This window comes from Enterovibrio norvegicus DSM 15893 (assembly GCF_900115495.1).
GTDB classification, from domain to species: Bacteria; Pseudomonadota; Gammaproteobacteria; order Enterobacterales; family Vibrionaceae; genus Enterovibrio; species Enterovibrio norvegicus.
Genome location: NZ_FOWR01000008.1, coordinates 19,915 through 43,696, shown reverse-complemented (window position 1 = coordinate 43,696; position 23,782 = coordinate 19,915). Strand labels below are relative to the sequence as shown.

Genomic DNA, 23,782 nt, shown 5'->3' with positions numbered 1-23,782 from the left:
TTTGCTTTCAATCGGTTTGGGCAATGTGGAGAGATCCCCCTTCCTTTAAGAAAATGAGGGCTTGATTCAAGAAAAAAGCGCGCCTGTGGAAGGCGCGCTTTGCTGATTTTATCGGATGACTTAAAGAGGTTAGGTAAGAACATTACCAAACCTTCTAAGTAGGTCAAAATCATTAGAACGGTGAACAGAGCGTCGAGCAAAGGAACCGCCTCGCGGACAACGTCGACCATCCTTACCTTCAATATCGAACAGACGGTAAATATCATGGAACCGAATGGCGGTGTCACCCCTTATCGCGAATGCTCGCGAGTGTTGGCTGTTGGCTGTTGGCTGTTGGCGGATGGAGGATGGCGGATGCGAGCAAGTGGGAGCGGTTTGCTTCAGTCAAAGTCGCGTCGCTTTCGCGCTTTTCTCGTATTTTTACCAACAAGACTGGGCTGACTGCTGAGTTGCTCGTAAGCATGGTGGAATCAGATCCATAGCATCTACGTCAACAATCTCATGAAGCATAAAGCTGAATAAAGAGAGGCTGAAAAAAGAGCGCCGCAAGACCGAGTCAGAGGTTCGCGGCTTTTTTTGCTACAAAGGAAAGCTGGTAGTCGAATTCCAACTCAACATTGCCAGAAGGCACGGAAGCGCAGGTCAGAATTTCGCCTGCGGCGACATACGCCATCGTATCTTGTTTTGATACGGTGCCTTTGTCGAGTTTGCAGCGGCAAGCGCCGCACACGCCGTTACGGCATTGGAACTCAGGCTGAAGTCCTGATTGTTCAAGTTGCTCAAGCAGAGGCTGGTGGGTATTCCCCACCAGCATTTCGCCATTCACTTTGATAGTGATTTGACTCATAGTTCGAAGTCACCCAAATCATCGATGTTCATGTCGTTATCAATTTGGCCAACAAGGTATGAACTGATTTCTGCTTCTTGTGGCGCAACCTGAACGTTGTCAGAAGACAACCACGCGTTAATCCAAGGAATCGGGTTTTGAGAGGCGTTAGCGTACGCAGGTTTTAGGCCAACTGCAGACATGCGTAGGTTGGAAATGTATTCCACATACTGACAAAGAATGTCTTTGTTCAAGCCAATCATTGAGCCGTCTTTGAACAGGTATTCTGCCCATTCTTTCTCTTGCTCAGCCGCCGCTTTGAACAGTTCAAAACACTCTTGCTCGCACTCTTTTGCGATGTCAGCCATTTCTGGATCGTCTTCGCCGCTGCGCAGAATGTTTAGCATGTGCTGTGTACTGGTTAGGTGCAATGATTCATCACGTGCAATCAGTTTGATGATTTTCGCGTTACCTTCCATCAATTCACGTTCTGCGAACGCAAATGAACACGCAAAGCTGACATAAAAACGAATGGCCTCTAGCGCATTGACCGACATCAGACACACATACAATTTCTTCTTCAATTCACGCAGAGAAACCACGACGGTTTCGCCGTTGATGGTGTGCTCACCTTCACCTAAACGGTGATAGTCGCTGGTGGCTTGAATCAAGTCATCGTAGTACTTAGCGATATCGCCAGCACGCTTGATGATGTGCTCATTATCAACGATGTCATCAAATACCACGGCAGGGTTATTAACGATGTTTCGGATAATGTGCGTGTAAGAACGTGAGTGGATCGTTTCAGAAAACGACCACGTTTCAATCCATGTTTCCAACTCTGGAATAGACACCAATGGAAGCAAGGCAACGTTCGGGCTGCGACCTTGGATTGAATCCAATAGCGTTTGATACTTCAAGTTGCTGATGAAGATATGCTTCTCGTGCTCAGGCAGCTTGTTGTAATCGATACGGTCGCCAGACACATCCACTTCTTCTGGACGCCAAAAGAAACTCAGTTGCTTCTCAATCAAGCGTTCGAAGATTTCGTACTTTTGTTGATCGTAGCGAGCAACGTTAACTGGCTGGCCAAAAAACATCGGTTCTTTGAGCGCATTATTGTTTTCTTTAGAAAAAGTACTGTATGCCATTACCGTAAATATACCGTTTCGAATTAAACCTTGAAGAGGGAGCTATTGCTCCCTCCCGAATGTAGCTTTAGATTTTACAAGCGCCGCCCGCACAATCATCATCTTGTGCTGCCAAATCTTGTTGTGCATCGTCTGCACCATCACGCGTGTTGTGATAATACAGGGTTTTCACACCCAGTTTGTACGCCGTCAGCAAATCTTTTAGCAGCAGCTTCATCGGTGTTTTACCGCCTGCTTGTTTGCTTGGGTCGTAGTTGGTGTTGGCAGAGATCGCTTGGTCGATAAATTTCTGCATGATGCCGACCAACTGCAAGTAGCCGTCGTTCGATTCGATGTTCCAAAGCAACTCGTAGTTTTCTTTGTACTTGTCATAGTCAGGCACCACTTGCTTCAAGATACCGTCTTTCGATGCTTTGACAGAAACGAAACCACGAGGAGGCTCAATGCCGTTTGTCGCGTTCGAAATCTGTGACGATGTTTCTGATGGCATCAATGCAGATAGGGTTGAGTTACGCAGACCGTGTTCAACGATTTCTCCGCGCAATGTTTCCCAATCGTAGTGAAGAGGTTCTTCACATACGTTATCCAAATCGCGCTTATAGCTGTCGATTGGAAGAATGCCTTTCGAGTACGTTGTTTCGTTGAACAACGGACACGCACCTTTTTCTTTCGCCAAACCGACAGAGGCTTTCAATAGGTAGTATTGAATCGCTTCAAACGTACGGTGCGTTAGGCCATTCGCGCTGCCGTCGGAGTAGCGCACGCCATTTTTCGCAAGGTAGTAGGCGTAGTTAATCACACCAACACCCAGGGTACGACGGTTCATGGTCGCTTTGTAAGCGGCTGGCAATGGGTAGTCTTGGTAATCAAGCAGTGAATCCAACGCGCGGATTGTCAGGTCTGCCAGATCTTCTAATTCATCAAGGTTATTCAATGCGCCAAGGTTGAACGCTGACAGCGTACACAATGCGATTTCGCCTTGGTCATCTTCCACGTTGGTCAACGGCTTGGTTGGCAATGCGATTTCAAGACACAAGTTAGATTGGCGAATCGGTGCAACAGCAGGGTCAAACGGGCTGTGCGTATTACAGTGGTCAACGTTTTGAATGTAGATACGGCCTGTAGAAGCACGTTCTTGCATCATCAGAGAGAAAAGCTCAACCGCTTTCACGGTTTCACGTTGCACTGAGCTGTCTTGCTCATATTGTGTGTACAGACGTTCGAATTCTTCTTGGTTCGCGAAGAAGGCGTCGTACAGTCCTGGAACATCTGACGGTGAGAACAATGAAATGTTCTCGCCTTTGATAAGACGGGTGTACATCAGTTTGTTGATTTGAACGCCGTAGTCCATGTGACGAACACGGTTTTCCTCCACACCACGGTTATTTTTCAATACCAACAGGTTTTGAACTTCACGGTGCCACATAGGGTAGAACAGTGTCGCTGCACCACCACGTACGCCGCCTTGAGAACAACACTTAACGGCTGTTTGGAAGTATTTGTAGAACGGGATACAACCGGTGTGGAATGCTTCGCCGCCGCGGATTGGGCTACCCAATGCACGGATTCGACCTGCATTGATACCGATACCTGCACGCTGGCTTACGTAGCGCACAATCGCACTTGCGGTCGCGTTGATTGAATCAAGGCTGTCATCACATTCGATCAGTACACATGAGCTGAACTGACGGGTTGGTGTGCGAACGCCGGACATGATTGGCGTTGGCAATGAAATCTTGAATTTAGACACCGCATCGTAAAAACGACGGATGTAATCGAGGCGTGTTTCTTTCGGGTAGTTTGCAAATAGACATGCTGCAACCATCATGTACAAAAACTGTGCGCTTTCGTAGATTTCGCCCGTAACACGGTTCTGTACTAAGTATTTACCTTCAAGCTGTTTCACTGCGGCATAGGAAAAGTTCATGTCACGCCAGTGATCAATGTAGCTATCGAGGATGTTCAGTTCTTCGGTCGAATAGTCTTCGGTGATGTGCTTGTCGTACTTGCCCATGTCGATCATTTTGTTGACATGGTCGGCCAGTGTCGGTGGCTCAAACTGGCCGTAAGCCTTTTTGCGCAAGTGGAAAACCGCAAGACGCGCAGCCAGATATTGGTAGTCTGGGGTTTGTTCAGAGATCAGATCTGCAGCAGCTTTGATGATGGTCTCATGAATGTCTTCAGTTTTGATACCGTCGTAAAATTGGATGTGAGAACGGAGTTCGACTTGTGAAACAGAGACGTTGTCGAGGCCCTCAGCTGCCCAGTCGATAACGCGGTGGATTTTGTCTAGATCGATGTTTTCCTTCACGCCACTGCGCTTTTGAACGGTAATTTGTTGGTTCATTTATCTTGTTCCTGGTGTATCCATGCCTGAAGACGTGTTTTTCGCAATTCTCAATGTTCACGCAAATTTTTTGTGACCAATGTTAAACTAATGAAGTAGATGCTCAAACACTACATATAGGGCTGCTGCCTGACTTGAGTAACAAGATAGTGTTGAAGGGAGGATATTGCAAGTTGGCCGAAATGGGCGTTCTGTGGATATCTTGGGGATGAGAAATACATTGTTAGTGGTCACTCACCCCTTTATCCCAATAACGGCAACAGCATAGAGAAAATCAATCATTTTTCTGTCATCGATTCGAAATAAAAAAAGATTTTTATCTTGCCTCCACGCACAAACAGTGAAACGAGATAACCCTATGTTATTAGGTTAAATTGTGTTCAAAGTGGGTGTGATAAGGATCAGAATAATGACAGAATCTCTTCAGGTTTGTTAAAAACCAGATCTGAATCCCACTCGAGTGGTTTGTGCTCGCTGCCGATATAACCCCATGCTGCAACAGCGGAAATCATATTCGCGGCATTGGCCGCAATGATGTCTCCTTCAATGTCCCCTATATATAGACAAGCTTGATTGTCGATACCGAGTTCCATGGCTGCATGAAGAAGTGGCTCAGGATGAGGCTTGGCTTTGCTGAGGGTATCCGCGCACACCAAGGTGCCGGTTGAAAGAAGGCGAGGGAAGTAAGGAAGTAGCATTTCAGTGAGAAAGCCCGGCTTGTTTGTCACAATGCCCCACGGCACTTTCATAGCCTCTAAGCCATCAAGCAAGGTAACGACACCCGCGTAGAGTTGTGTCGTGGTACATATATTGTTGGCGTAATGATGCAGGAATGACTGTCTCAACGCGTCAAGGTCTTTGCCTTCGATTTGGTTTCCAAAGCCTGCACGTAACAACCCGCGTGCCCCATAACTGGTGTTGGCTTTAATTTGGCGTTCGTTAAGGGGAGAGAGTCCATAATCAGCCATCACACAGTTGGCGGCATTTGCCATGTCGGGTGCGGTGTCTAAAAGAGTGCCATCCAAATCAAACAGTACCGCTTTTACGTTAACGTCCATGTACTTTCTCTACTCAGCTGTGGGTTGGGTTTAGCTATTACAGTGTCATCAGTGATTATTATCAGGCAAAAAAATACCCGGGTTAAGCCGGGTATTGAGTATGTACGATGTAATTCACGTCTACATTCTTCGGAGACAACCAATACTGCTCTGTCAGCGGGTTGTAATGAAGACCTGTCATTGCGCGTTCTTGCAAAGGTGTGGCATCCACCATGCGCAGTAACTCAGACGGACGAATGAACTTGTTGTGATCGTGCGTGCCCTTTGGCACGACTTTCATGATGTGTTCAGCACCGACAATCGCAAATAGCCACGATTTGGTATTTCGGTTTAACGTTGAAAAGAAAACATGACCGCCTGGTTTTACCATGCGCGCGCACGATGCAATGACAGATGCAGGGTCGGGGACATGCTCAAGCATCTCCATACATGTCACGATGTCATACTGTGCTTCATTGCTCGCCGCGTGTTCTTCAGCCGTTGATTGGATGTACTTTACTTTGGTGTCCGTTTCGAGGGCATGTAGACGAGCAACGGTAAGCGGTTCTTTGCCCATATCTAGGCCCGTCACGTCTGCGCCTTCTCTCGCCATACTCTCGGCTAAGATGCCGCCGCCACATCCTACATCAAGGATTTTTTTGCCGAAGACGCCATTGCTACGTTCAATCACGTAATCCAAACGAAGAGGGTTGATCTGGTGAAGGGGTTTAAACTCGCCTTCAAGATCCCACCATCGAGACGCCATGTCTTCGAATTTCTTAATTTCTGCCGGATCGACATTGGCCTGATTTGTCATCGAATGTTTGTCCCTAACTCTTTCTTATAGTGTCTGGGTACAAATATATGGGAAATGCAGATCATTGAGAAGCATGAAGATCTGATTCGCTGCTTGTATCTGAGAGATGCATTGTGGCGAACGAAGTCATATAAAAGGTGATACAGGTGGCTTTACCAAAGCAACAAGGTTCGGCAAAGCCGATGGTAAGGTATGTGGTGAATGGTCAGTGAAACTTATGTGGCATTGGTGATGGTCACTGCCGCCAACAGCCCAAGTAAAATGTCTTTACCGACAAGAATCGCCACCCCAACAGCGTTGATTGCTTGAGAAATCATAGTGCCCCCTTATGAACACAACAGTGTGTCATGCGTCATTTGACCTTATTTAAAATGTGGTTATTGAGGCCTGTTTCTAACTGTATTTGTCCATCCTCTATTACATGCTGAACCGTGAACTGGGCAGGCTTCATACCCGGGAGGCAAAAATTGACTCAGTGCCTCTGTAAGCAATGATCATGAAAATATCAACCTACACCTTGAACTTGAGCATTTTTTCGCCCTGTTGAGCCTTAGAGCGCCAAAATAAGAGTAATCCGTGATTTATCTCTGGTTTAGACTGTGACTCTTTGGCTGCTTTTATGATATTATTTACGGTCTTGCACGTAGTCATCTTTGACATACTTACCTGAGGGATATTGGCTCCATGAGCGATCTTGCTAAAGAGATCACGCCCGTCAACATTGAAGAGGAGCTGAAAAGCTCTTATCTCGACTATGCGATGTCAGTTATCGTTGGTCGTGCTCTTCCAGACGTTCGTGATGGTCTGAAGCCAGTACACCGCCGCGTTTTATTCGCGATGAATGTACTAGGCAATGACTGGAACAAAGCATACAAAAAATCTGCCCGTGTTGTTGGCGATGTGATCGGTAAATACCACCCACACGGTGACAGCGCTGTTTATGACACCATCGTCCGTATGGCGCAGCCTTTCTCGCTGCGCTATATGCTGGTTGATGGACAAGGCAACTTCGGTTCAATTGACGGCGACTCTGCGGCGGCAATGCGTTACACCGAAGTTCGCATGTCAAAAATTGCCCACGAACTATTGGCGGATCTCGACAAAGACACAGTCGATTACGTACCTAACTATGACGGTACTGAACAGATCCCAGAAGTCATGCCGACCCGTCTCCCTAACCTTTTGGTTAATGGTGCATCGGGTATTGCTGTGGGTATGGCAACCAATATTCCTCCGCATAACCTGACAGAAGTTATTAGCGGTTGTTTGGCATACATTGAGAATGAAGACATCACTATCGAAGAGTTGATGACGCACATTCCAGGTCCAGACTTCCCAACAGCTGCAATGATCAATGGCCGTAAGGGCATTGAAGATGCTTATCGTACTGGTCGCGGCAAGATTTACCTGCGCTCTCGCGCGGAAATCGAAGTCGAGAAGAACGGTAAAGAAACGATCGTTGTTACTGAAATCCCTTATCAAGTAAACAAAGCACGTTTGATCGAGAAGATCGCCGAGCTGGTGAAAGATAAGAAGATTGAAGGCATCAGCGCACTGCGTGACGAGTCTGATAAAGACGGTATGCGTATTGTTGTTGAATGTAAGCGTGATGCAGTCGGTGAGGTTATCCTCAACAACCTATACTCGCAAACGCAACTTCAGACGTCTTTCGGTATCAACATGGTTGCGCTGGACAATAACCAGCCACGCTTGTTCGGCCTAAAAGACATGCTGAAGTGCTTCGTGAACCACCGCCGTGAAGTGGTGACACGTCGTACAATCTACGAATTGCGCAAAGCGCGTGATCGTGCCCATATCTTGGAAGGTTTGGCGATTGCATTGGCGAACATCGATGAAATCATCGAAATGATTCGTAATGCGCAAACCCCTGCGATTGCACGTGAGCAATTACAACAACGTGGTTGGGATCTTGGTACTGTTGCTGCAATGCTTGAAGCAACAGGTGTTGATGCTGCGCGTCCAGAATGGCTAGAAGATGAGTATGGTGTTCGTGATGGAAAATACTTCCTGACTGAGCAACAAGCACAAGCTATCTTGGACTTGCGTCTACACAAACTTACCGGTCTTGAGCACGAGAAGATCCTCGATGAATACAAAGAGCTGCTGCAACTTATCGGCGAATTGATGTTCATCCTGTCTAACCCTGAGCGCCTCATGGAAGTTATCCGTGAAGAGCTTGAAGCTGTGCGTGATGGCTATGGCGACGAACGTCGTACTGAAATCACCGCGGCTAGTCATGACATCGATATCGAAGATCTGATCAACCAAGAAGACGTGGTTGTTACATTGTCTCACGAAGGCTATGTGAAATATCAACCGCTGAACGACTACGAAGCACAACGCCGTGGTGGTAAAGGCAAATCTGCAACGCGTATGAAGCAAGAAGACTTCATTGAGCGTTTGTTGGTTGCTAACACGCACGACACCATTTTGTGTTTCTCAAGCCGTGGCCGCATGTACTGGATGAAGGTATATCAATTACCTCTCGCATCTCGTACTGCACGTGGTAAACCGATTGTTAACTTGCTTCCTCTTGAGCCAAACGAACGCATCACTGCGATCCTTCCGGTGAAAGAATATGCAGACGACAAGTTTGTCTTCATGGCGACCGCTGATGGTACCGTGAAGAAAACACCATTGACTGATTTCAGCCGTCCACGTAGCGCGGGCATCATTGCCGTGAACCTACGCGAAGGCGATTCGTTGATTGGTGTTGATATTACCGATGGCACGCGTGACATCATGTTGTTCTCTTCATTCGGCAAGGTTGTTCGTTTCTACGAAAGCCCAGTGTTTGATGAAGAAGGCAACGCGAAAGGTGGTGTTCGTGGTATGGGTCGTACTGCTGCTGGTGTACGCGGTATCAAGTTGGCGCCAAACGATAAAGTGGTGTCACTGATTGTTCCGCACACTGATGGCGATATTCTTACAGTAACGGTTAACGGTTACGGTAAGCGTACGTCACTTGCAGAATACCCAGCGAAGAGCCGTGCGACACAAGGTGTTGTGTCTATCAAGGTGTCTGAGCGTAATGGCCCAGTGGTTGGTGCGGTTCAAGTGAGCGAAGGTGACGAGTTCATGATGATCACCAACGCAGGTACGCTTGTACGTACGCGTGCTTCTGAAGTGAGTCAGGTTGGTCGTAACACCCAAGGTGTTACACTTATCCGCACAAGCAAAGACGAAGCGGTTGTCGGTCTGCAACGTATCGAAGAGCCGGATGAAGATGAACTACTGAACAGCATCGAAGACGGTGAAGTATCAGAAGGTTCAGAAGGTTCAGAAGCACCAGCCGATGCGCCAACAGCAGAATCTGCACCAGAAGCGCCGGAAGGTGAAGACAACGCCGAAAGCGAGTCTGACGAAGAGTAATCTTCACGTCCTTTCTAGACGCCTTATAAAAACGCAGCATTCGCTGCGTTTTTTTATGCCTGTAATCATGTCATGTCCCGCTTTTCTCGTTTCAATTACGGTGGTAAGGTGATGAAACATATTTATTCTAGTCTTTCCGAACACCGCGCAGTGCGCGCGATTTGGGTTCAGGGATAATCCAATCGTATTTGGAAACGCTACAGTCTCGCGATGTAACGCAGGAGCATTCAATAATCATGGAAAAGGTATACAACTTCTCAGCTGGCCCCGCGATGTTGCCACAAGAAGTCTTAGCAAACGTTCAATCTGAGTTAACCAATTGGAATGGCATTGGCTCTTCCGTCATGGAAATCTCCCACCGTAGCAAAGAGTTTTTGGCGGTAGTGGCAGATGCAGAGAAAAACCTCCGTGAATTGCTTTCTATCCCAGAGAACTACCACATTCTGTATTGTCAGGGTGGGGCGCGTGCACAGTTTGCCGCTGTGCCAATGAACTTGCTGGGCAGCAATACCATTGCTGATTACATTGATGCGGGCTTCTGGGCAAACAGTGCTGTTAAAGAAGCAAAGAAGTATTGCACCCCACACGTGGTGAATGTACTGACAACGATTGACGGTAAGCGCGCCGTATTGCCTGCGAAAGATTGGAAATTGAGTTCAGATGCCGCGTATGTGCATTTTTGTCCGAACGAAACGATCGATGGCGTTGAAATTCGTGACTTGCCAGAAACGAACAAGCCTATCGTTGCTGACATGTCTTCTACTATTTTGTCCCGTCCAATCGATGTATCAAAATACGGCGTGATTTACGCGGGCGCACAGAAGAACATTGGCCCTGCCGGCATTACCTTGGTGATCGTGCGTGATGATCTGCTGGGCAAAGCGAAAGAGTTCCTACCAAACATTCTGAATTACACCACGCTGGTGGACAAAGAATCGATGTTCAACACGCCACCAACCTTTGGCTGGTATCTTGCTGGTGAAGTCTACAAATGGCTTCTCGCACAAGGCGGTGTTGAAGCAATGCGAGTGAAGAACGAAGAAAAAGCTGCGCTACTTTACGGCTGCATTGATGCATCGAATTTCTACGTGAATAACATCCATGAAGGTAACCGTTCGTTAATGAACGTACCTTTCCAGCTTACTAACCCTGAGCTTGATGCCGCTTTCTTAGAAGAAGCAGCAGCGCTAGGTTTAGTCGCATTGAAAGGTCACCGTGAAGTAGGTGGTATGCGCGCTTCTATCTACAACGCGATGTCGTTGGAAGGTGTTCAAGCGCTGGTTGCATTCATGAAAGCATTTGAAGCAAAACATGCTTAAGCGATAATGGGTAGCCAACCTATTGAAGAGCCGTCGAAAGACGGCTTTTTTGTGCCAGTACGCTTGCCTCACACCCAAAATTACCACCTTTCCACTACAAGATTTTAACGATTGATTAAGCCGTGAACACTTACGCGGCTCGGCTTGCGCAAACGTTTGCTATTTTGTTTTCTGACTATAGAATGACGCGAAATTTCCCTTACATCAGATGTTTATCCTTTCAGGTGTTCTGAGTAACAGCAATCACAGATCAAGATGCCTGCAGGGCCTATTACCCATTCAGCGTAATAGTGAACGTTCCACCTTCAAAGGTAGAGTAGTATGAGTGTTTCCCATTCTTCGAATGCGCCCGTTAGAAATTCTGAACTTGTTTATCGCCTTGATGACAAGCCACCGCTACCACAAACACTTTTCGCCGCCGTTCAGCACTTGCTTGCGATGTTCGTTGCCGTTGTTACGCCGTCTCTTATTATCTGCCAAGCACTAGGATTGCCAGCCTCAGATACCAACACCATTGTTAGCATGTCTCTTTTTGCTTCTGGTTTGGCTTCCTTTATCCAAATCCGGACCATTGGTCCACTAGGCTCAGGTCTGCTTTCTATCCAAGGGACGAGCTTTAACTTCCTTGGGCCAATCATTGGTACGGGCTTAGCCATGAAGGCGGGCGGTGCGAGTGCAGAAACCATGATGGCTGCCATTTTCGGTACCATCATGGTTGCATCCATGGCAGAGGTGATGCTTTCGCGTGTTCTTGAACATGCACAGCGTGTGATCACACCATTGGTGTCAGGCATTGTGGTGACTTTGATTGGTTTGACGCTTATCCAAGTCGGTTTAACGTCGATGGGTGGTGGCTATGCGGCGATTGAAAACGGCACGTTCGGCAGTTTTGAGAACCTGACCCTTGCGGGCACAGTGCTGGGTGTGATTGTTTTGCTTAACCGCATTGATAACCCATATCTGCGCGTGTCTTCTATCGTGATTGCTATGGCATCAGGCACCTTGGTGGCTTTCTTCTTTGGGATGGTAAACACAACACCGGCAGAAACGGTGGAATGGATTGCGATTCCTCAACCAATGCAATATGGCTTGTCGTTTGATTGGGGCTTACTGATCCCACTCGTTATTGTTTTCTTGGTGACATCGTTAGAAGCGATTGGCGATATTACCGCGACATCGGAAACCTCCGAGCAACCCGTTTCCGGCCCAATCTACATGAAGCGCATTAAAGGCGGCGTACTGGCTGATGGTGTTAACTCCGCGTTGGCAGCCATATTGAACAGCTTCCCGAACTCTACGTTTAGCCAGAATAACGGCATCATCCAATTGACGGGTGTAGCGAGTCGCCACATTGGTTACTTCATTGCAGGTATGTTGGTGCTGCTGGGCCTTCTGCCGGGCGTGGCAACCTTGGTTCAGTTGATCCCTGAACCTGTTCTGGGCGGCGCGACCATTGTGATGTTTGGTACCATTGCGGCGTCAGGTATCCGTATTATTTCCCGCTGTGAATTGAACCGTCGTGCGATTCTTATCATGGCATTGTCTTTCTCAATGGGACTAGGGATCGCTCAAAAACCTGAAATTCTTCAATTTATGCCTGAATGGATCCGCAACATTCTTTCATCGGGCATGGCTGCTGGCGGTATCACGGCCATCATTTTGAATCTTGTGCTGCCACAAGAACAAAAAGACGACTAGACCGCAGGACAAACAAATAAACACAAGTAACTTGACGTTCTGATGGCCTCTGACATCGAGCATCTTCAGGTCTCTTGGGGATAGAAGGCGACGCACTCTGTATAGAGTTTGTTGAAGGCGTTAACTGGCTGCTTTAACGCGTCGCCTTTTTTATATGCATACAATGGCGTTGATATATCTCAATTCCCACCTCTTGTTTCTATACTGAGAAAGTTGGAGGTGCAGTTATGTCAAACCGTTCTGAAGCTGCTCAAGAAAAAGGAGCAGCCATTGTGTCAGATTCTACATCGAGTAAAACGCAAGATTCCCTCGAAAGTCCGGGCGCTATCTCCTCGGACAGTGTGCCGTTGAACATCAGTGAACATCCAGAACCTCATCACCACACATGCCAATATCTCGATCCTGATGGTAAGACCCATGCCTGTTCTGGAGCTGCTGGAGAATCGGGCTTTTGTTTTTGGCATGATGAAAATCAGCCAAAAGACCAAGAGGATATCAAAGAGCAGCTTGAAGCTTATGCGAAACAAGGCGGGCAGCTGCGAGGCATCATAGTTAAACGTGCTGACTTGAAAGACGTGAATTTAGTCCGTCACGGACCAGGCGGTGGCTATGATCTTAGCTATGCCAATTTCTACCGCTCGAACATGACAAATGCACACCTCTTTAATGCAAAGTTTGATAACGGTAGCCTAATGAAGGCAGACCTTCATGATGCGAATATCCACTGTGCCAGTTTTATTAACTGCAACCTTTTGGGTGTAAAACTCACCGATACTAAAATCGACAACATTAAAATTGGCACCTTACTCCAACAAGAATCTGAAGGCAGGGTTGCTGAACGGAAAGGAGATTTAGAGAAAGCCCTCGATCTCTATGAACAATCAGAAGAAATCTATCGTGACTTGCGTAAAGCATCGGAAGCGCAGGGCATCTTTACAATGGCGGGATACTTCTTGCAAAAAGAACTCACCATGCGCCGCTTCCAAATGCCGATGTTTTCTACGCAACGCGCCATGTCAAAAACCGTTGATTTGTTTTGTGGTTATGGTGAAAGTCCAATCCGCGTCATCTTCTTTTCGTTAGCACTGATTTTGTGGTGTGCGATTATTTACTTCTATATGGGCATACAATTCGCGGGTGAAACCGTTGCGTACTCCGCGCAGCAAACGTTCGCAGATAATTTTTGGGCGTTTTCAGATTGCCTCTATTACAGCGTGGTCACTTTTACGACCTTGGGGTATGGGGATTTTATTCCCATAGGCATGTCGAGATTGATAGCGGCTACTGAAGCATTTACGGGCAGCTTTACCATTGCGCTCTTCGTGGTGGTGTTCGTTAAGAAAATGACGCGCTAGCTGCAAATCATTCTGAAAAACAGTAAAACGAAACATCCGATCAGCTGGGGGTAGCCCCTCGGCTGCTTTTTCGTTACTCTCAGGGTACGAAAAATAAAGGATCTCAGAAGTTCAGATGGAGCAATTGACGTTACAACCCATTTCAAAGATTAGCGGCACCGTTAATCTTCCTGGTTCAAAAAGCGTGTCTAACCGCGCACTGCTATTGGCAGCACTTGCCAACGGAACCACCCGCCTAACCAATCTTCTCGATAGCGATGATATTCGCCACATGCTAACAGCATTGGCAAAACTGGGTGTCACCTACCGTTTGTCAGATGACAAAACAGAGTGTGAAGTTGTCGGTTTAGGTGGTGCATTTAATACGTCTGAATCGATGGAGCTGTTCCTTGGCAATGCGGGAACGGCGATGCGCCCCCTTGCTGCAGCGCTGTGTCTGGGTAAAGGTGAATACGTCTTGACGGGCGAGCCTCGGATGAAAGAACGTCCTATTGGTCACTTGGTTGATGCTTTAAAAACCGTCGGTGCAGACGTAACTTACCTAGAAAATGAAAACTACCCACCATTGAAAATTGTTGGTCGTGAGATCGCAGGTGGACGTGTTGAAATTGATGGTTCTATCTCAAGCCAGTTTCTGACGGCCTTTTTGATGACAGCACCTTTGTTTAGTGGTGATACTGATATTCATATCAAAGGTGATTTGGTTTCAAAGCCTTACATTGATATTACATTGCATATCATGGCGCAATTTGGCGTGTCGGTTGAAAACGATAACTACCAAGTCTTCAAAGTGAAAGGCAACCAGTCCTATCAAGCGCCTGGTGATTTCTTGGTGGAAGGCGATGCATCATCAGCGTCTTACTTCCTCGCCGCGGCTGCCATTAAAGGCGGCGAAGTCAAAGTGACAGGCATTGGTAAAAAGAGCATTCAAGGTGATGTTCAATTTGCTGATGCACTTGCTGCCATGGGCGCAGAGATTGAATGGGGCGATGACTATGTGATCGCGCGTTGTGGCACTCTGAATGCGGTTGATTTGGATTTTAACCACATTCCTGATGCAGCCATGACCATTGCAACGACAGCGTTGTTTGCCACAGGTACGACGGCGATTCGCAATGTTTACAACTGGCGAGTGAAGGAAACAGACCGACTTGCGGCCATGGCGACAGAGTTACGCAAAGTGGGCGCGGAAGTGGAAGAGGGTGAAGATTACATCACCATCACACCAACGGATAACCTCAAACACGCAGCGATTGATACCTATGACGATCACCGCATGGCGATGTGTTTCTCTCTGGTTGCATTGAGTGATACCCCTGTGACGATTAACGATCCGAAGTGCACATCAAAAACCTTCCCTGACTACTTCGAGAAGCTCGAAGGGCTGGCGGAAAGATAACGCAACAGCGTGTAATAAAAATGAGAGCAGGCCAGTTTACAGCTGGCCTGTTTTTTTTGCCCTAACTTCCTTATAATACGCCCCCGATTCTTCGGAGTGGGTATTGCCGTACTGCATCTGATGATGCTCTGCTAACCTATTCTGAACGTAAATGATTTGGAGAAAAGAATGTCTACCCAAGCGCCTGTAATTACCGTTGATGGTCCAAGTGGAGCCGGAAAAGGAACTCTTTGTATGCTATTGGCGGAAAAGCTGGGCTGGCATCTGCTGGACTCTGGCGCGATTTATCGCGTGCTGGCGTTGGCGGCTATTCACCACGGTGTAGATCCTGAATCCGAAGATGCGCTAGTGCCTCTGGCTGCGCACCTTGATGTGCAATTCAAAGCAGAAGGAGAGCTTGTAAAAGTGATCCTTGAAGGCGAAGACGTCTCGAGCGAATTGCGCAAAGAAGAAACAGGCATGGCCGCATCAAAAGTGGCGGCATTGCCACGTGTGCGTGAAGCATTGCTGCGTCGTCAGCGTGCATTTGCAGAAGCGCCAGGATTGGTTGCTGATGGTCGCGATATGGGCACAGTGGTTTTTCCGAAAGCAGAAGTGAAAATCTTCCTTGATGCAAGTGCTGAAGAGCGCGCCACTCGCCGCATGAACCAGTTGCAACTAAAGGGGTTAGATGTTAACTTTGACCGCCTTTTGAACGAAATTCAGGAACGTGATGATCGAGATCGCAACCGCGCAGTCGCGCCATTACGTCCCGCGGACGATGCACTATTGCTAGATTCAACCTCTCTCAACATTGAGCAGGTGCTCGAGCAAGCTTTGTCCTATATTGAAAGTAAATTTACCGTTACTTCTTGAAGTAGCGGCAAAGCCGTTGGTCGCAAGGATGATGACCGACATTAATATCAACCCCACGCGGTAGGATACCCGTGGACGTTTAAACTAATTGAAGATCAAATTAATGACTGAATCTTTTGCTTCACTCTTTGAAGAATCGCTAAAAACGATTGAAACTCGCCCAGGTGCCATCGTTAAAGGTACTGTTGTAGCTATCGCGAACGGTTACGTTCTTGTTGATGCTGGCCTGAAATCAGAGTCTTCTATCCCTGCAGAGCAATTCAAAAACGCTGCTGGCGAACTAGAAATCGAAGTTGGCGCTGAAGTTGACGTTGCACTTGACGCTATCGAAGATGGCTTCGGTGAAACTCAACTGTCTCGTGAAAAAGCAAAACGTCACGAAGCTTGGATCCAACTTGAGAAAGCTTACGAAGAAGCTGAAACTGTTATCGGTGTTATCAACGGTAAAGTTAAAGGCGGTTTCACTGTTGAGCTGAACGGCATCCGTGCGTTCCTACCTGGTTCACTGGTTGACGTTCGTCCAGTACGTGACACTGCTCACCTGGAAGGCAAAGAGCTGGAGTTCAAAGTTATCAAGCTAGACCAGAAGCGCAACAACGTTGTTGTTTCTCGTCGTGCTGTTATCGAATCTGAAAACAGCGTTGAGCGTGATGAACTGCTTGCTTCTCTGCAAGAAGGTATGGAAGTTAAAGGTATCGTTAAGAACCTAACTGACTACGGTGCATTCGTAGATCTAGGCGGTGTTGACGGCCTGCTTCACATCACTGACATGGCTTGGAAACGTGTTAAGCACCCATCAGAAATCGTTAACGTTGGTGACGAAATTCTGGTTAAAGTTCTTAAGTTCGACCGTGACCGTACTCGCGTATCACTAGGTCTTAAGCAACTTGGCGAAGATCCATGGGTAGCAATCGCTAACCGTTACCCAGAAGGCCACAAGCTGACTGGTCGTGTAACTAACCTAACTGATTACGGCTGCTTCGTAGAAATCGAAGAAGGCGTTGAAGGTCTAGTACACGTTTCTGAAATGGACTGGACTAACAAAAACATTCACCCATCTAAAGTTGTTAATGTGGGTGACGAAGTTGAAGTTATGGTTCTGGACATCGACGAAGAGCGTCGTCGCATCAGCCTAGGTCTGAAGCAATGTAAAGCGAACCCTTGGAACTCGTTTGCAGACATGCAAAACAAGGGCGACCGTGTAACTGGTAAGATCAAGTCTATCACTGACTTCGGTATCTTCATCGGTCTAGACGGTGGCATCGACGGTCTTGTTCACCTGTCTGACATTTCTTGGAATGTTGCAGGCGAAGAAGCAGTTCGTGACTTCAAGAAAGGCGACGAGATCTCTGCAGTAGTTCTTCAGGTTGATGCTGAGCGTGAGCGTATCTCACTAGGTATCAAGCAAATGGAAGAAGACCCGTTCAACAACTATGTTGCTGACAACAAAAAAGGCACCATCGTAACGGGTAAAGTGACTGCTGTTGACGCTAAAGGCGCAACTGTTGAGCTAATCGAAGGCGTTGAAGGTTACCTACGTGCTTCTGAAGCATCACGTGACCGCGTTGAAGATGCAACTCTTGTTCTAGCTGTTGGCGACGAAGTTGAAGCGAAGTTCACCGGTGTTGACCGTAAGAACCGCGTAATCAACCTTTCTGTACGCGCGAAAGACGAAGCAGACGAGCAAGAAGCTATGGCTACTCTGAACAAAGCAGACGATGCTGCGTTCGGTAATGCAATGGCAGATGCTTTCAAAGCTGCGAAAAGCGAATAATTTAGTGCAATGAGGGGGAAATATTCCCCCTCTATGTTTATACTGTTGAGAAACTTACTAAAAGCGGGGTATTCATGACCAAGTCTGAGTTAATCGAAAGACTGTGTAGTCAGCAAACCCATCTTTCTGCCAAACAGGTAGAAGATGCCATCAAGGAAATCCTTGAGCACATGGCCACTACGCTCGAAGAGGGAGACCGAATTGAGATCCGTGGTTTCGGCAGTTTCTCATTGCACTATCGCGCTCCTCGCGTTGGACGCAATCCAAAAACTGGCGATAAAGTTGAGTTGGACGGTAAATACGTTCCTCACTTCAAACCTGGCAAGGAGCTTCGTGATCGCGTCAACCTTGGTTGATTCGCTTTCGAACAAAAAAACGGCATGCTATACGTATGCCGTTTTTTTTATGTCTAATGCAATGGTCTGACAAGCCAAATTACTGCATAATCACACATAAATAGCTCGGCGAATAATATTGGCTTATTCTCGGTTTTCGCTGATGGCTGAATTTTAAGAGGGAGTGACTGTGAAGATTATTGGTATCGTAATACTCGTTCTGTGTTTCCTAATCACACTCGCCTTAGGCGCGCAAAACCAAGAAGTGGTTAACTTCAATTATTTGGTCGCGCAGGGAGAGTTCAGATTATCATTGCTTCTGGGTGTAGTGTTCGGCACTGGATTTGCACTTGGTTGGCTGATTTGCGGCATGCTCTACCTTCGAGCTCGTATGTCTACAGCGGTATTGAGAAAACAAGTTAACAAGCAACGCCAAGAGCTAGACAAACTGCGTACGGACCCTGTTAAGGAATAATCGTAAATGCTTGAGCTGTTGTTTCTATTGCTGCCAATTGCCGCCGGTTACGGTTGGTACATGGGTAATAGGAATGCTCGTCATCGTCGTCAGGATCAGTCTCATCACCTATCACGTCAATATGTAGCGGGTTTAAACCTTCTCTTATCTGATCAGTCTGATAAGGCGGTTGACCTCTTCATTGAGCTGCTCCAAGTCGATAACGAGACGATTGATACCCATTTAGCGCTCGGGAACTTATTTCGTTCTCGCGGGGAAGTCGATCGTGCGATTCGCATCCACCAAAACCTTATAGCTAGACCCAATCTAACGCTCGACCAACGCAACCTTGCTTTGCAGCAACTCGCGAAAGATTACATGGTCGCAGGTTTCTTTGACCGCGCAGAAAAAATCTTCCATCAACTCATTGATGAACCCGATTATCGTGAGTTTGCATTGCAACAATTACTCGCCATTTATCAGCAAACCCGAGAGTGGGAAAAAGCCATCGACATAGCCAGTCGTTTGGTGAAAGGCGGCAAGAGCAAGCTCAAGCGAGACATCTCGCACTTCTATTGTGAACTTGCCATGCAATCGAAGGCAGACAGCGACGAAAAGGCCGTAAGGCAATTGCTACGAAAAGCATTATCGATTGATAAAACCTGTGTACGTGCGTCTTTGATGCTGGCTAGCATCGACATTGATAACGACGACTACAAAAGTGCGGCGAAATCCCTGGAGTCTGTCCTCGACCAAGACCCTGATTTTGTCAGCGAAGCACTTCCTATGCTTGAAGACTGCTATCAAGAAATGGACAAAGAAATGGCCTTTGTCCGTTTCCTCAAGCATTGCATCGAAAAGAACACCGGTGTGTCTGCTGAATTAATGATGTCTGATATCATTAACTCCCACGAAAGTGCCGCCATGGCGCAAACCTTCTTGACTCGACAACTCACGCGAAACCCAACAATGAAAGGCTTCCACAAATTGATGGAGCTTCATGTCGAGCAAGCCGAAGAAGGGCGCGCAAAAGCCAGCTTGAACACGTTAAAACACCTTGTAGAAGAACAACTAAAAATCAAACCGCATTACCGTTGTCGTAAATGTGGCTTTTCAACACACTCGTTATACTGGCACTGCCCTTCGTGCAAAGGGTGGGGCTCAATTAAGCCTATCAGAGGGCTAGACGGAGAATAAGCAAGAATGCAGGACCCTAAAGTAATAGTTGCATTGGATTACCCAAACATTGATCAAGCGTTAGCCTTTGTTGATCGCATCGAGCCGGGTAGTTGTCATCTGAAAGTGGGTAAAGAGATGTTTACCCTATATGGTCCTGACTATGTGCGTCAGTTACACGCGCGTGGCCATACAGTGTTTCTTGACCTTAAGTTTCATGATATTCCAAACACCTGTGCACGTGCTGTTGCAGCAGCGGCAGAACTTGGCGTATGGATGGTGAACGTTCACGCAACAGGCGGCGAACGCATGATGGTTGCGGCGCGTGAAGCACTGGAACCTTATGGTAAAGACAAACCTCTACTCATCGGTGTTACCGTGCTGACTAGCATGGAACAAAGTGACCTCGAAGGCGTGGGCATTGCCCGTGCACCGCAAGATCATGTGATGTCTTTGGCAACCCTTACCCGTAACAGCGGGCTGGATGGCGTTGTATGCTCAGCTCACGAGTCGAGCATGTTAAAAACGTCACTGGGGAGTGATTTCAAACTTGTTACTCCAGGTATTCGCCCTGCAGGCAGTGACGCTGGTGACCAACGCCGCATCATGACCCCGGTTGAAGCCGTGGCAGCGGGTTCAGATTACCTTGTGATTGGTCGTCCAATTACACAAGCGGCCGACCCTATGGCTGTTCTGACTGAAATTAACGCCTCACTGGCGTAAGCAAACCCCAGGCGTTTGTTCTAAGGCCGCTCAATGAGCGGCTTTTTTGTTTCCGAAATTCAAAGGCATTCATCGTTTGAACACGCAGTGCCATTGTGTGGATGCTAAGAAGAGCCAAACCACATCTTTGATGTGAATTCTCTCGCAACATATTGAATGCTCGGTGGGTGTTAATGGTCGGTGCTCGTTTGTGTTCGGGATGTGAATTACTATCAATCCTTATTTTACGAGGAGGTAGTGATGAGGTTATTGGTTACGCTTGCTACTCTGTTTCTCCTGATGGGGTGTCAAAGTACGTCGAACAGCAAGCTCGACGCAGACCCTGAATGGGTAACAGGGAAACTAGAAAATGGTCTGACTTACCATATCTACGCGTCAGACAAACACACACCTGTCTCTCTCCGATTTATATTTGAAGCGGGTAGCCTTCAAGAAACAGACACTCAGCTAGGCTATGCGCATTTTGTCGAGCATATGGCGTTCAACGGGTCTGAACACTTCGAACAGAATGGCATCCTCGATTACATGCGGAGCATTGGCGCCACCTTTGGTCCCGATGTTAACGCCTACACGAGCGAAAAGAACACGGTATATGTCCTCGACCTACCCAATAATGCGCACCTCGATAAGGCCTTTAATTGGTTCAACGACATTGCAAATGGATTGAACCTTGACGCCAACGAAGTTGAGAAAGAAAAAGGGGTCATTGTTGGTGAATGGCGCGACTCCCGCAGAGAGAACAAATCGGCTTACATGTACATGTACGAGAAGGCGATCGCGCAATCCCAACTTGCTGCCCGTGATCCTATTGGTACGGTTCCAAGCATAGAAAGCGCAACGGACGTCTCCCTTCGTCAATTTTACGAAACCTGGTATCAACCGCAGCTAGCGCACCTTGTTGTCGTGGGTGATGTATCTGTTGAAGAGATTAAAGCTCACATTCAGCGCGAACTTGGAAAATGGGAGCGTGGAAATACACCAGCCCCCGACACCTACGTCATCCCAACACCGCTTCCAGAAACCATTCTGCAGCCTGCACTGTCTGCGGAAGGCGCTTCAGCAAGTTTTGCCTATGATTTAGGACCGACGGCGACGGAAAACAAAGGGCAGCTCTTTAATCAGTGGACCAACGAAGGCACGGCGTATTTGATCCGTGAGCGCTTAGAGGATGAACTGCTAAGCATCACCGGCAAGCCGAACAGCGTCGAAGTGGGTATTACCAGCGCTGGCGAACGTGATTTCCTCATCATCCGCGGATTGTTCCCTGCTGAACGTCGTGAGGAAGCGCAAACCGTGATTGTGGAGACGCTCGCCAGCATGCGTGATCGTGGTGTCGATGAAAAAGCGGTGGGGAATATTCGCTGGTATCAGGATGCACGAAAATACTACCGGCAGTATGACGATAACTTGCTGCCCAAAGATCGAATCAGCAACTTCACGTGGGCGTTCATGCGTGGAGAGCCTTCCCTTGGCACCGAAGATCTCTTGTCATTGCGTCTTGCTTGGTCAAGAACACTTAACCGTTATGGTGTGAGTGATCACCTTGAAGCCATGCTGTCGAGTGAACCTGTGGTGTTTGGTTTTTGGTTAGACGATGAGCAAGAAGCGCAGGTTGAAGACTTGCTTGTTGATGCACATACACGCCTCATGGAGCAAGGAAAAAAACGAGGCTCTCGTGGCGGCAATACCTTGTTGGCGGCAGTCTCGCATAATGGGACAGTGATTGCTGAGCAGAAGAAAACCGAAACTTTGAATGTTTGGACGCTAAGCAATGGGGTTGAAGTTTGGTATCAACAAAACCCGAAAGCCAAAGAACAAGTGCGCATTGTTGTGGGTGATAAGGGCGGTCGTGCGCTGTTGCCCGAGCACTTGGTCTCAGCAAGTTTCTTGATGCCCGATGCATTGTTCCTGTCTGGTTTAGCAGGGCAGGATGCTCAAGGTATTTCACGCTATCTCAACGAGCGCAGCACTGCGATTTGGCCTGAAATCACACCGACTCGACACGCCCTGCACATTGATACTAACCGCTATTACATGGACGATGCGTTAGCGCTGACGCATCACCTCATTCAAAGCCCAGCATTTACAGAGGAAGGGCTGGCGCTGTCCAAGCAGAAGGTGAGCGAGGACTTTAAAAACTTCCATGCGTCTATCAATGGAAAGTATGACGATGCTGTCTTTAACAAGTTAAGAAACGACAATCCTGCTTACCGTTTATCGACAGTGGAAGACATTGATGCCACGTCACTTGCGGATATATCAGCCGTGCATGATGTGTATTTCAGTAAAGCGAGAAACACCAAGGTATACATCGTCGGTAACCTGTCCCCGAACCGCATAAAACGCGCCGTCGCGAAAAATCTAGGGGGAATCGTGTTTGCAGAACCGAGTGTGCCTGAGCTGAACATTCAATCTGACACTTGGTCGCCAGCATTGTCTGATGTGCTTGGCGTTTCTGAGGAAGAAAAGGGCAAGGGGCTCTCGGCACTGTATGTGTTGTCTGAGGTGGAAAATGATCAAAGTGCTGAGGTTGTGTTCATTGATGACATCCTTAGCCGTATTGCCACCCGAAAAGTACTGAACAGCGTGCGTGAACAAGCCTCTTTGTCGTATTCGCCAGGGTCGTTTGAGTTATCGATTGATAATGAGAAGTACACAGGGTGGGCGTTTGCTGCGTCAGTGAACCCGCATCAAGCCAAACAAGCGAACGACCTCTTTGAAGGCGTTGTCCAAGACATGGCTAAGGGCGTAAGCGACGATGAAGCAACCGTGGCATCGACACAATTAAGAGAGGCGCTTCAAGGCTTAGATGAAAATGCCCATCACCAAGCGAATATCTTTAGCCGTTATCTCTTCAATGGATGGGGCGTGGATGCACTGCTTGATGTGAATAAGACCATTGACGGTATTTCACCGGAAGAGATCTCAGATCGCGCGAAGCTCATCTTTGGCAAACAGAGTAAAGTTGTACGCGCCTACAACATGCCAGAAGGTGTTGAACTGCCAGAGTAAGGCATCGAACACTTAAAGTATTGGCCTGTTAGCTAGGCTGTTAAAGCGAAAAACGCCCCGCAATTTGCGGGGCGTTTTACCTTGAAGCTTTCATACTTTCATATTCAAGCT

Annotated in this window: 18 protein-coding genes and 1 pseudogene; 12 read left to right on the top strand and 7 right to left on the bottom strand. The window is 47.6% G+C overall.

From position 1 onward, the window contains the following. Nucleotides 1–125 precede the first annotated feature (125 nt). The 7 genes and pseudogenes from BM082_RS25285 to ubiG form a co-directional block, all read right to left on the bottom strand. A pseudogene (locus tag BM082_RS25285) lies at nt 126–290 on the bottom strand (TRAP transporter large permease subunit); the annotation flags it as partial. After that, nucleotides 284–463, bottom strand: coding sequence for a hypothetical protein (locus BM082_RS24755; protein ID WP_139218774.1), 180 nt, complete (start codon nt 461–463; stop codon nt 284–286). The gene BM082_RS24755 and the pseudogene BM082_RS25285, both read right to left, overlap by 7 nt. 93 nt (nt 464–556) lie before the next feature. Then, a complete protein-coding gene (gene yfaE, locus BM082_RS06680; RefSeq protein WP_017009632.1) occupies nt 557–847 on the bottom strand; it encodes a class I ribonucleotide reductase maintenance protein YfaE in 291 nt (96 codons plus the stop codon). Next, on the bottom strand, nt 844–1,977 hold the full coding sequence (gene nrdB, locus BM082_RS06675) for a class Ia ribonucleoside-diphosphate reductase subunit beta (RefSeq protein ID WP_017009633.1): 1,134 nt from the start codon (nt 1,975–1,977) through the stop codon (nt 844–846). The genes yfaE and nrdB overlap by 4 nt, the downstream gene beginning before the upstream one ends. A gap of 67 nt (nt 1,978–2,044) precedes the next feature. Next, a complete protein-coding gene (nrdA, locus tag BM082_RS06670; RefSeq protein WP_074926064.1) occupies nt 2,045–4,324 on the bottom strand; it encodes a class 1a ribonucleoside-diphosphate reductase subunit alpha in 2,280 nt (759 codons plus the stop codon). 401 nt (nt 4,325–4,725) lie between these two features. Next, nucleotides 4,726–5,382 (bottom strand): HAD family hydrolase, encoded by a 657-nt coding sequence (locus tag BM082_RS06665; RefSeq protein WP_017015948.1) that lies wholly within the window; start codon nt 5,380–5,382, stop codon nt 4,726–4,728. An 82-nt stretch (nt 5,383–5,464) separates the two neighbouring features. Continuing rightward, on the bottom strand, nt 5,465–6,178 hold the full coding sequence (gene ubiG, locus BM082_RS06660; protein WP_017015949.1) for a bifunctional 2-polyprenyl-6-hydroxyphenol methylase/3-demethylubiquinol 3-O-methyltransferase UbiG: 714 nt from the start codon (nt 6,176–6,178) through the stop codon (nt 5,465–5,467). 684 nt (nt 6,179–6,862) lie between these two features. Here ubiG and gyrA point away from each other — a divergent pair. The 12 genes from gyrA to BM082_RS06600 all read left to right on the top strand — a co-directional run bounded on the left by gyrA (nt 6,863) and on the right by BM082_RS06600 (nt 23,671). Further along, nucleotides 6,863–9,571 carry a DNA topoisomerase (ATP-hydrolyzing) subunit A gene (gene gyrA, locus BM082_RS06655; RefSeq protein WP_074926056.1) on the top strand — a complete coding sequence of 903 codons (2,709 nt, stop codon included), beginning with the start codon at nt 6,863–6,865 and terminating at the stop codon, nt 9,569–9,571. Between the two features lie 236 nt (nt 9,572–9,807). Continuing rightward, complete coding sequence (gene serC, locus BM082_RS06650) at nt 9,808–10,890, top strand: 3-phosphoserine/phosphohydroxythreonine transaminase (protein ID WP_074926051.1); 1,083 nt, start codon at nt 9,808–9,810, stop codon at nt 10,888–10,890. Between the two features lie 321 nt (nt 10,891–11,211). Beyond that, nucleotides 11,212–12,588, top strand: coding sequence for a uracil-xanthine permease family protein (locus BM082_RS06645; RefSeq protein ID WP_074926048.1), 1,377 nt, complete (start codon nt 11,212–11,214; stop codon nt 12,586–12,588). 227 nt (nt 12,589–12,815) lie between these two features. Next, nucleotides 12,816–13,943 (top strand): ion channel, encoded by a 1,128-nt coding sequence (locus BM082_RS06640; protein ID WP_074926044.1) that lies wholly within the window; start codon nt 12,816–12,818, stop codon nt 13,941–13,943. 115 nt (nt 13,944–14,058) lie between these two features. Next, nucleotides 14,059–15,342 carry a 3-phosphoshikimate 1-carboxyvinyltransferase gene (aroA, locus tag BM082_RS06635; RefSeq protein ID WP_074926040.1) on the top strand — a complete coding sequence of 428 codons (1,284 nt, stop codon included), beginning with the start codon at nt 14,059–14,061 and terminating at the stop codon, nt 15,340–15,342. Between the two features lie 168 nt (nt 15,343–15,510). Then, nucleotides 15,511–16,197: a (d)CMP kinase gene (gene cmk, locus BM082_RS06630; protein ID WP_026024552.1), complete on the top strand. Its 687-nt coding sequence runs from the start codon at nt 15,511–15,513 to the stop codon at nt 16,195–16,197. Between the two features lie 103 nt (nt 16,198–16,300). Beyond that, a complete protein-coding gene (gene rpsA / locus BM082_RS06625; RefSeq protein WP_017009645.1) occupies nt 16,301–17,971 on the top strand; it encodes a 30S ribosomal protein S1 in 1,671 nt (556 codons plus the stop codon). 74 nt (nt 17,972–18,045) lie between these two features. Beyond that, nucleotides 18,046–18,327, top strand: coding sequence for an integration host factor subunit beta (gene ihfB, locus BM082_RS06620; RefSeq protein ID WP_017009646.1), 282 nt, complete (start codon nt 18,046–18,048; stop codon nt 18,325–18,327). A gap of 169 nt (nt 18,328–18,496) precedes the next feature. After that, entirely contained in the window at nt 18,497–18,781 is a 285-nt protein-coding gene (locus BM082_RS06615) for a LapA family protein (RefSeq protein ID WP_017009647.1), read from the top strand. A gap of 6 nt (nt 18,782–18,787) precedes the next feature. Next, nucleotides 18,788–19,957 carry a lipopolysaccharide assembly protein LapB gene (gene lapB / locus BM082_RS06610; protein WP_017009648.1) on the top strand — a complete coding sequence of 390 codons (1,170 nt, stop codon included), beginning with the start codon at nt 18,788–18,790 and terminating at the stop codon, nt 19,955–19,957. 6 nt (nt 19,958–19,963) lie between these two features. Then, complete coding sequence (gene pyrF / locus BM082_RS06605) at nt 19,964–20,659, top strand: orotidine-5'-phosphate decarboxylase (protein ID WP_017009649.1); 696 nt, start codon at nt 19,964–19,966, stop codon at nt 20,657–20,659. A 240-nt stretch (nt 20,660–20,899) separates the two neighbouring features. Beyond that, nucleotides 20,900–23,671, top strand: a complete 2,772-nt coding sequence (locus tag BM082_RS06600) for a M16 family metallopeptidase (RefSeq protein ID WP_074926037.1) — start codon at nt 20,900–20,902, stop codon at nt 23,669–23,671. Nucleotides 23,672–23,782: the final 111 nt, after the last annotated feature.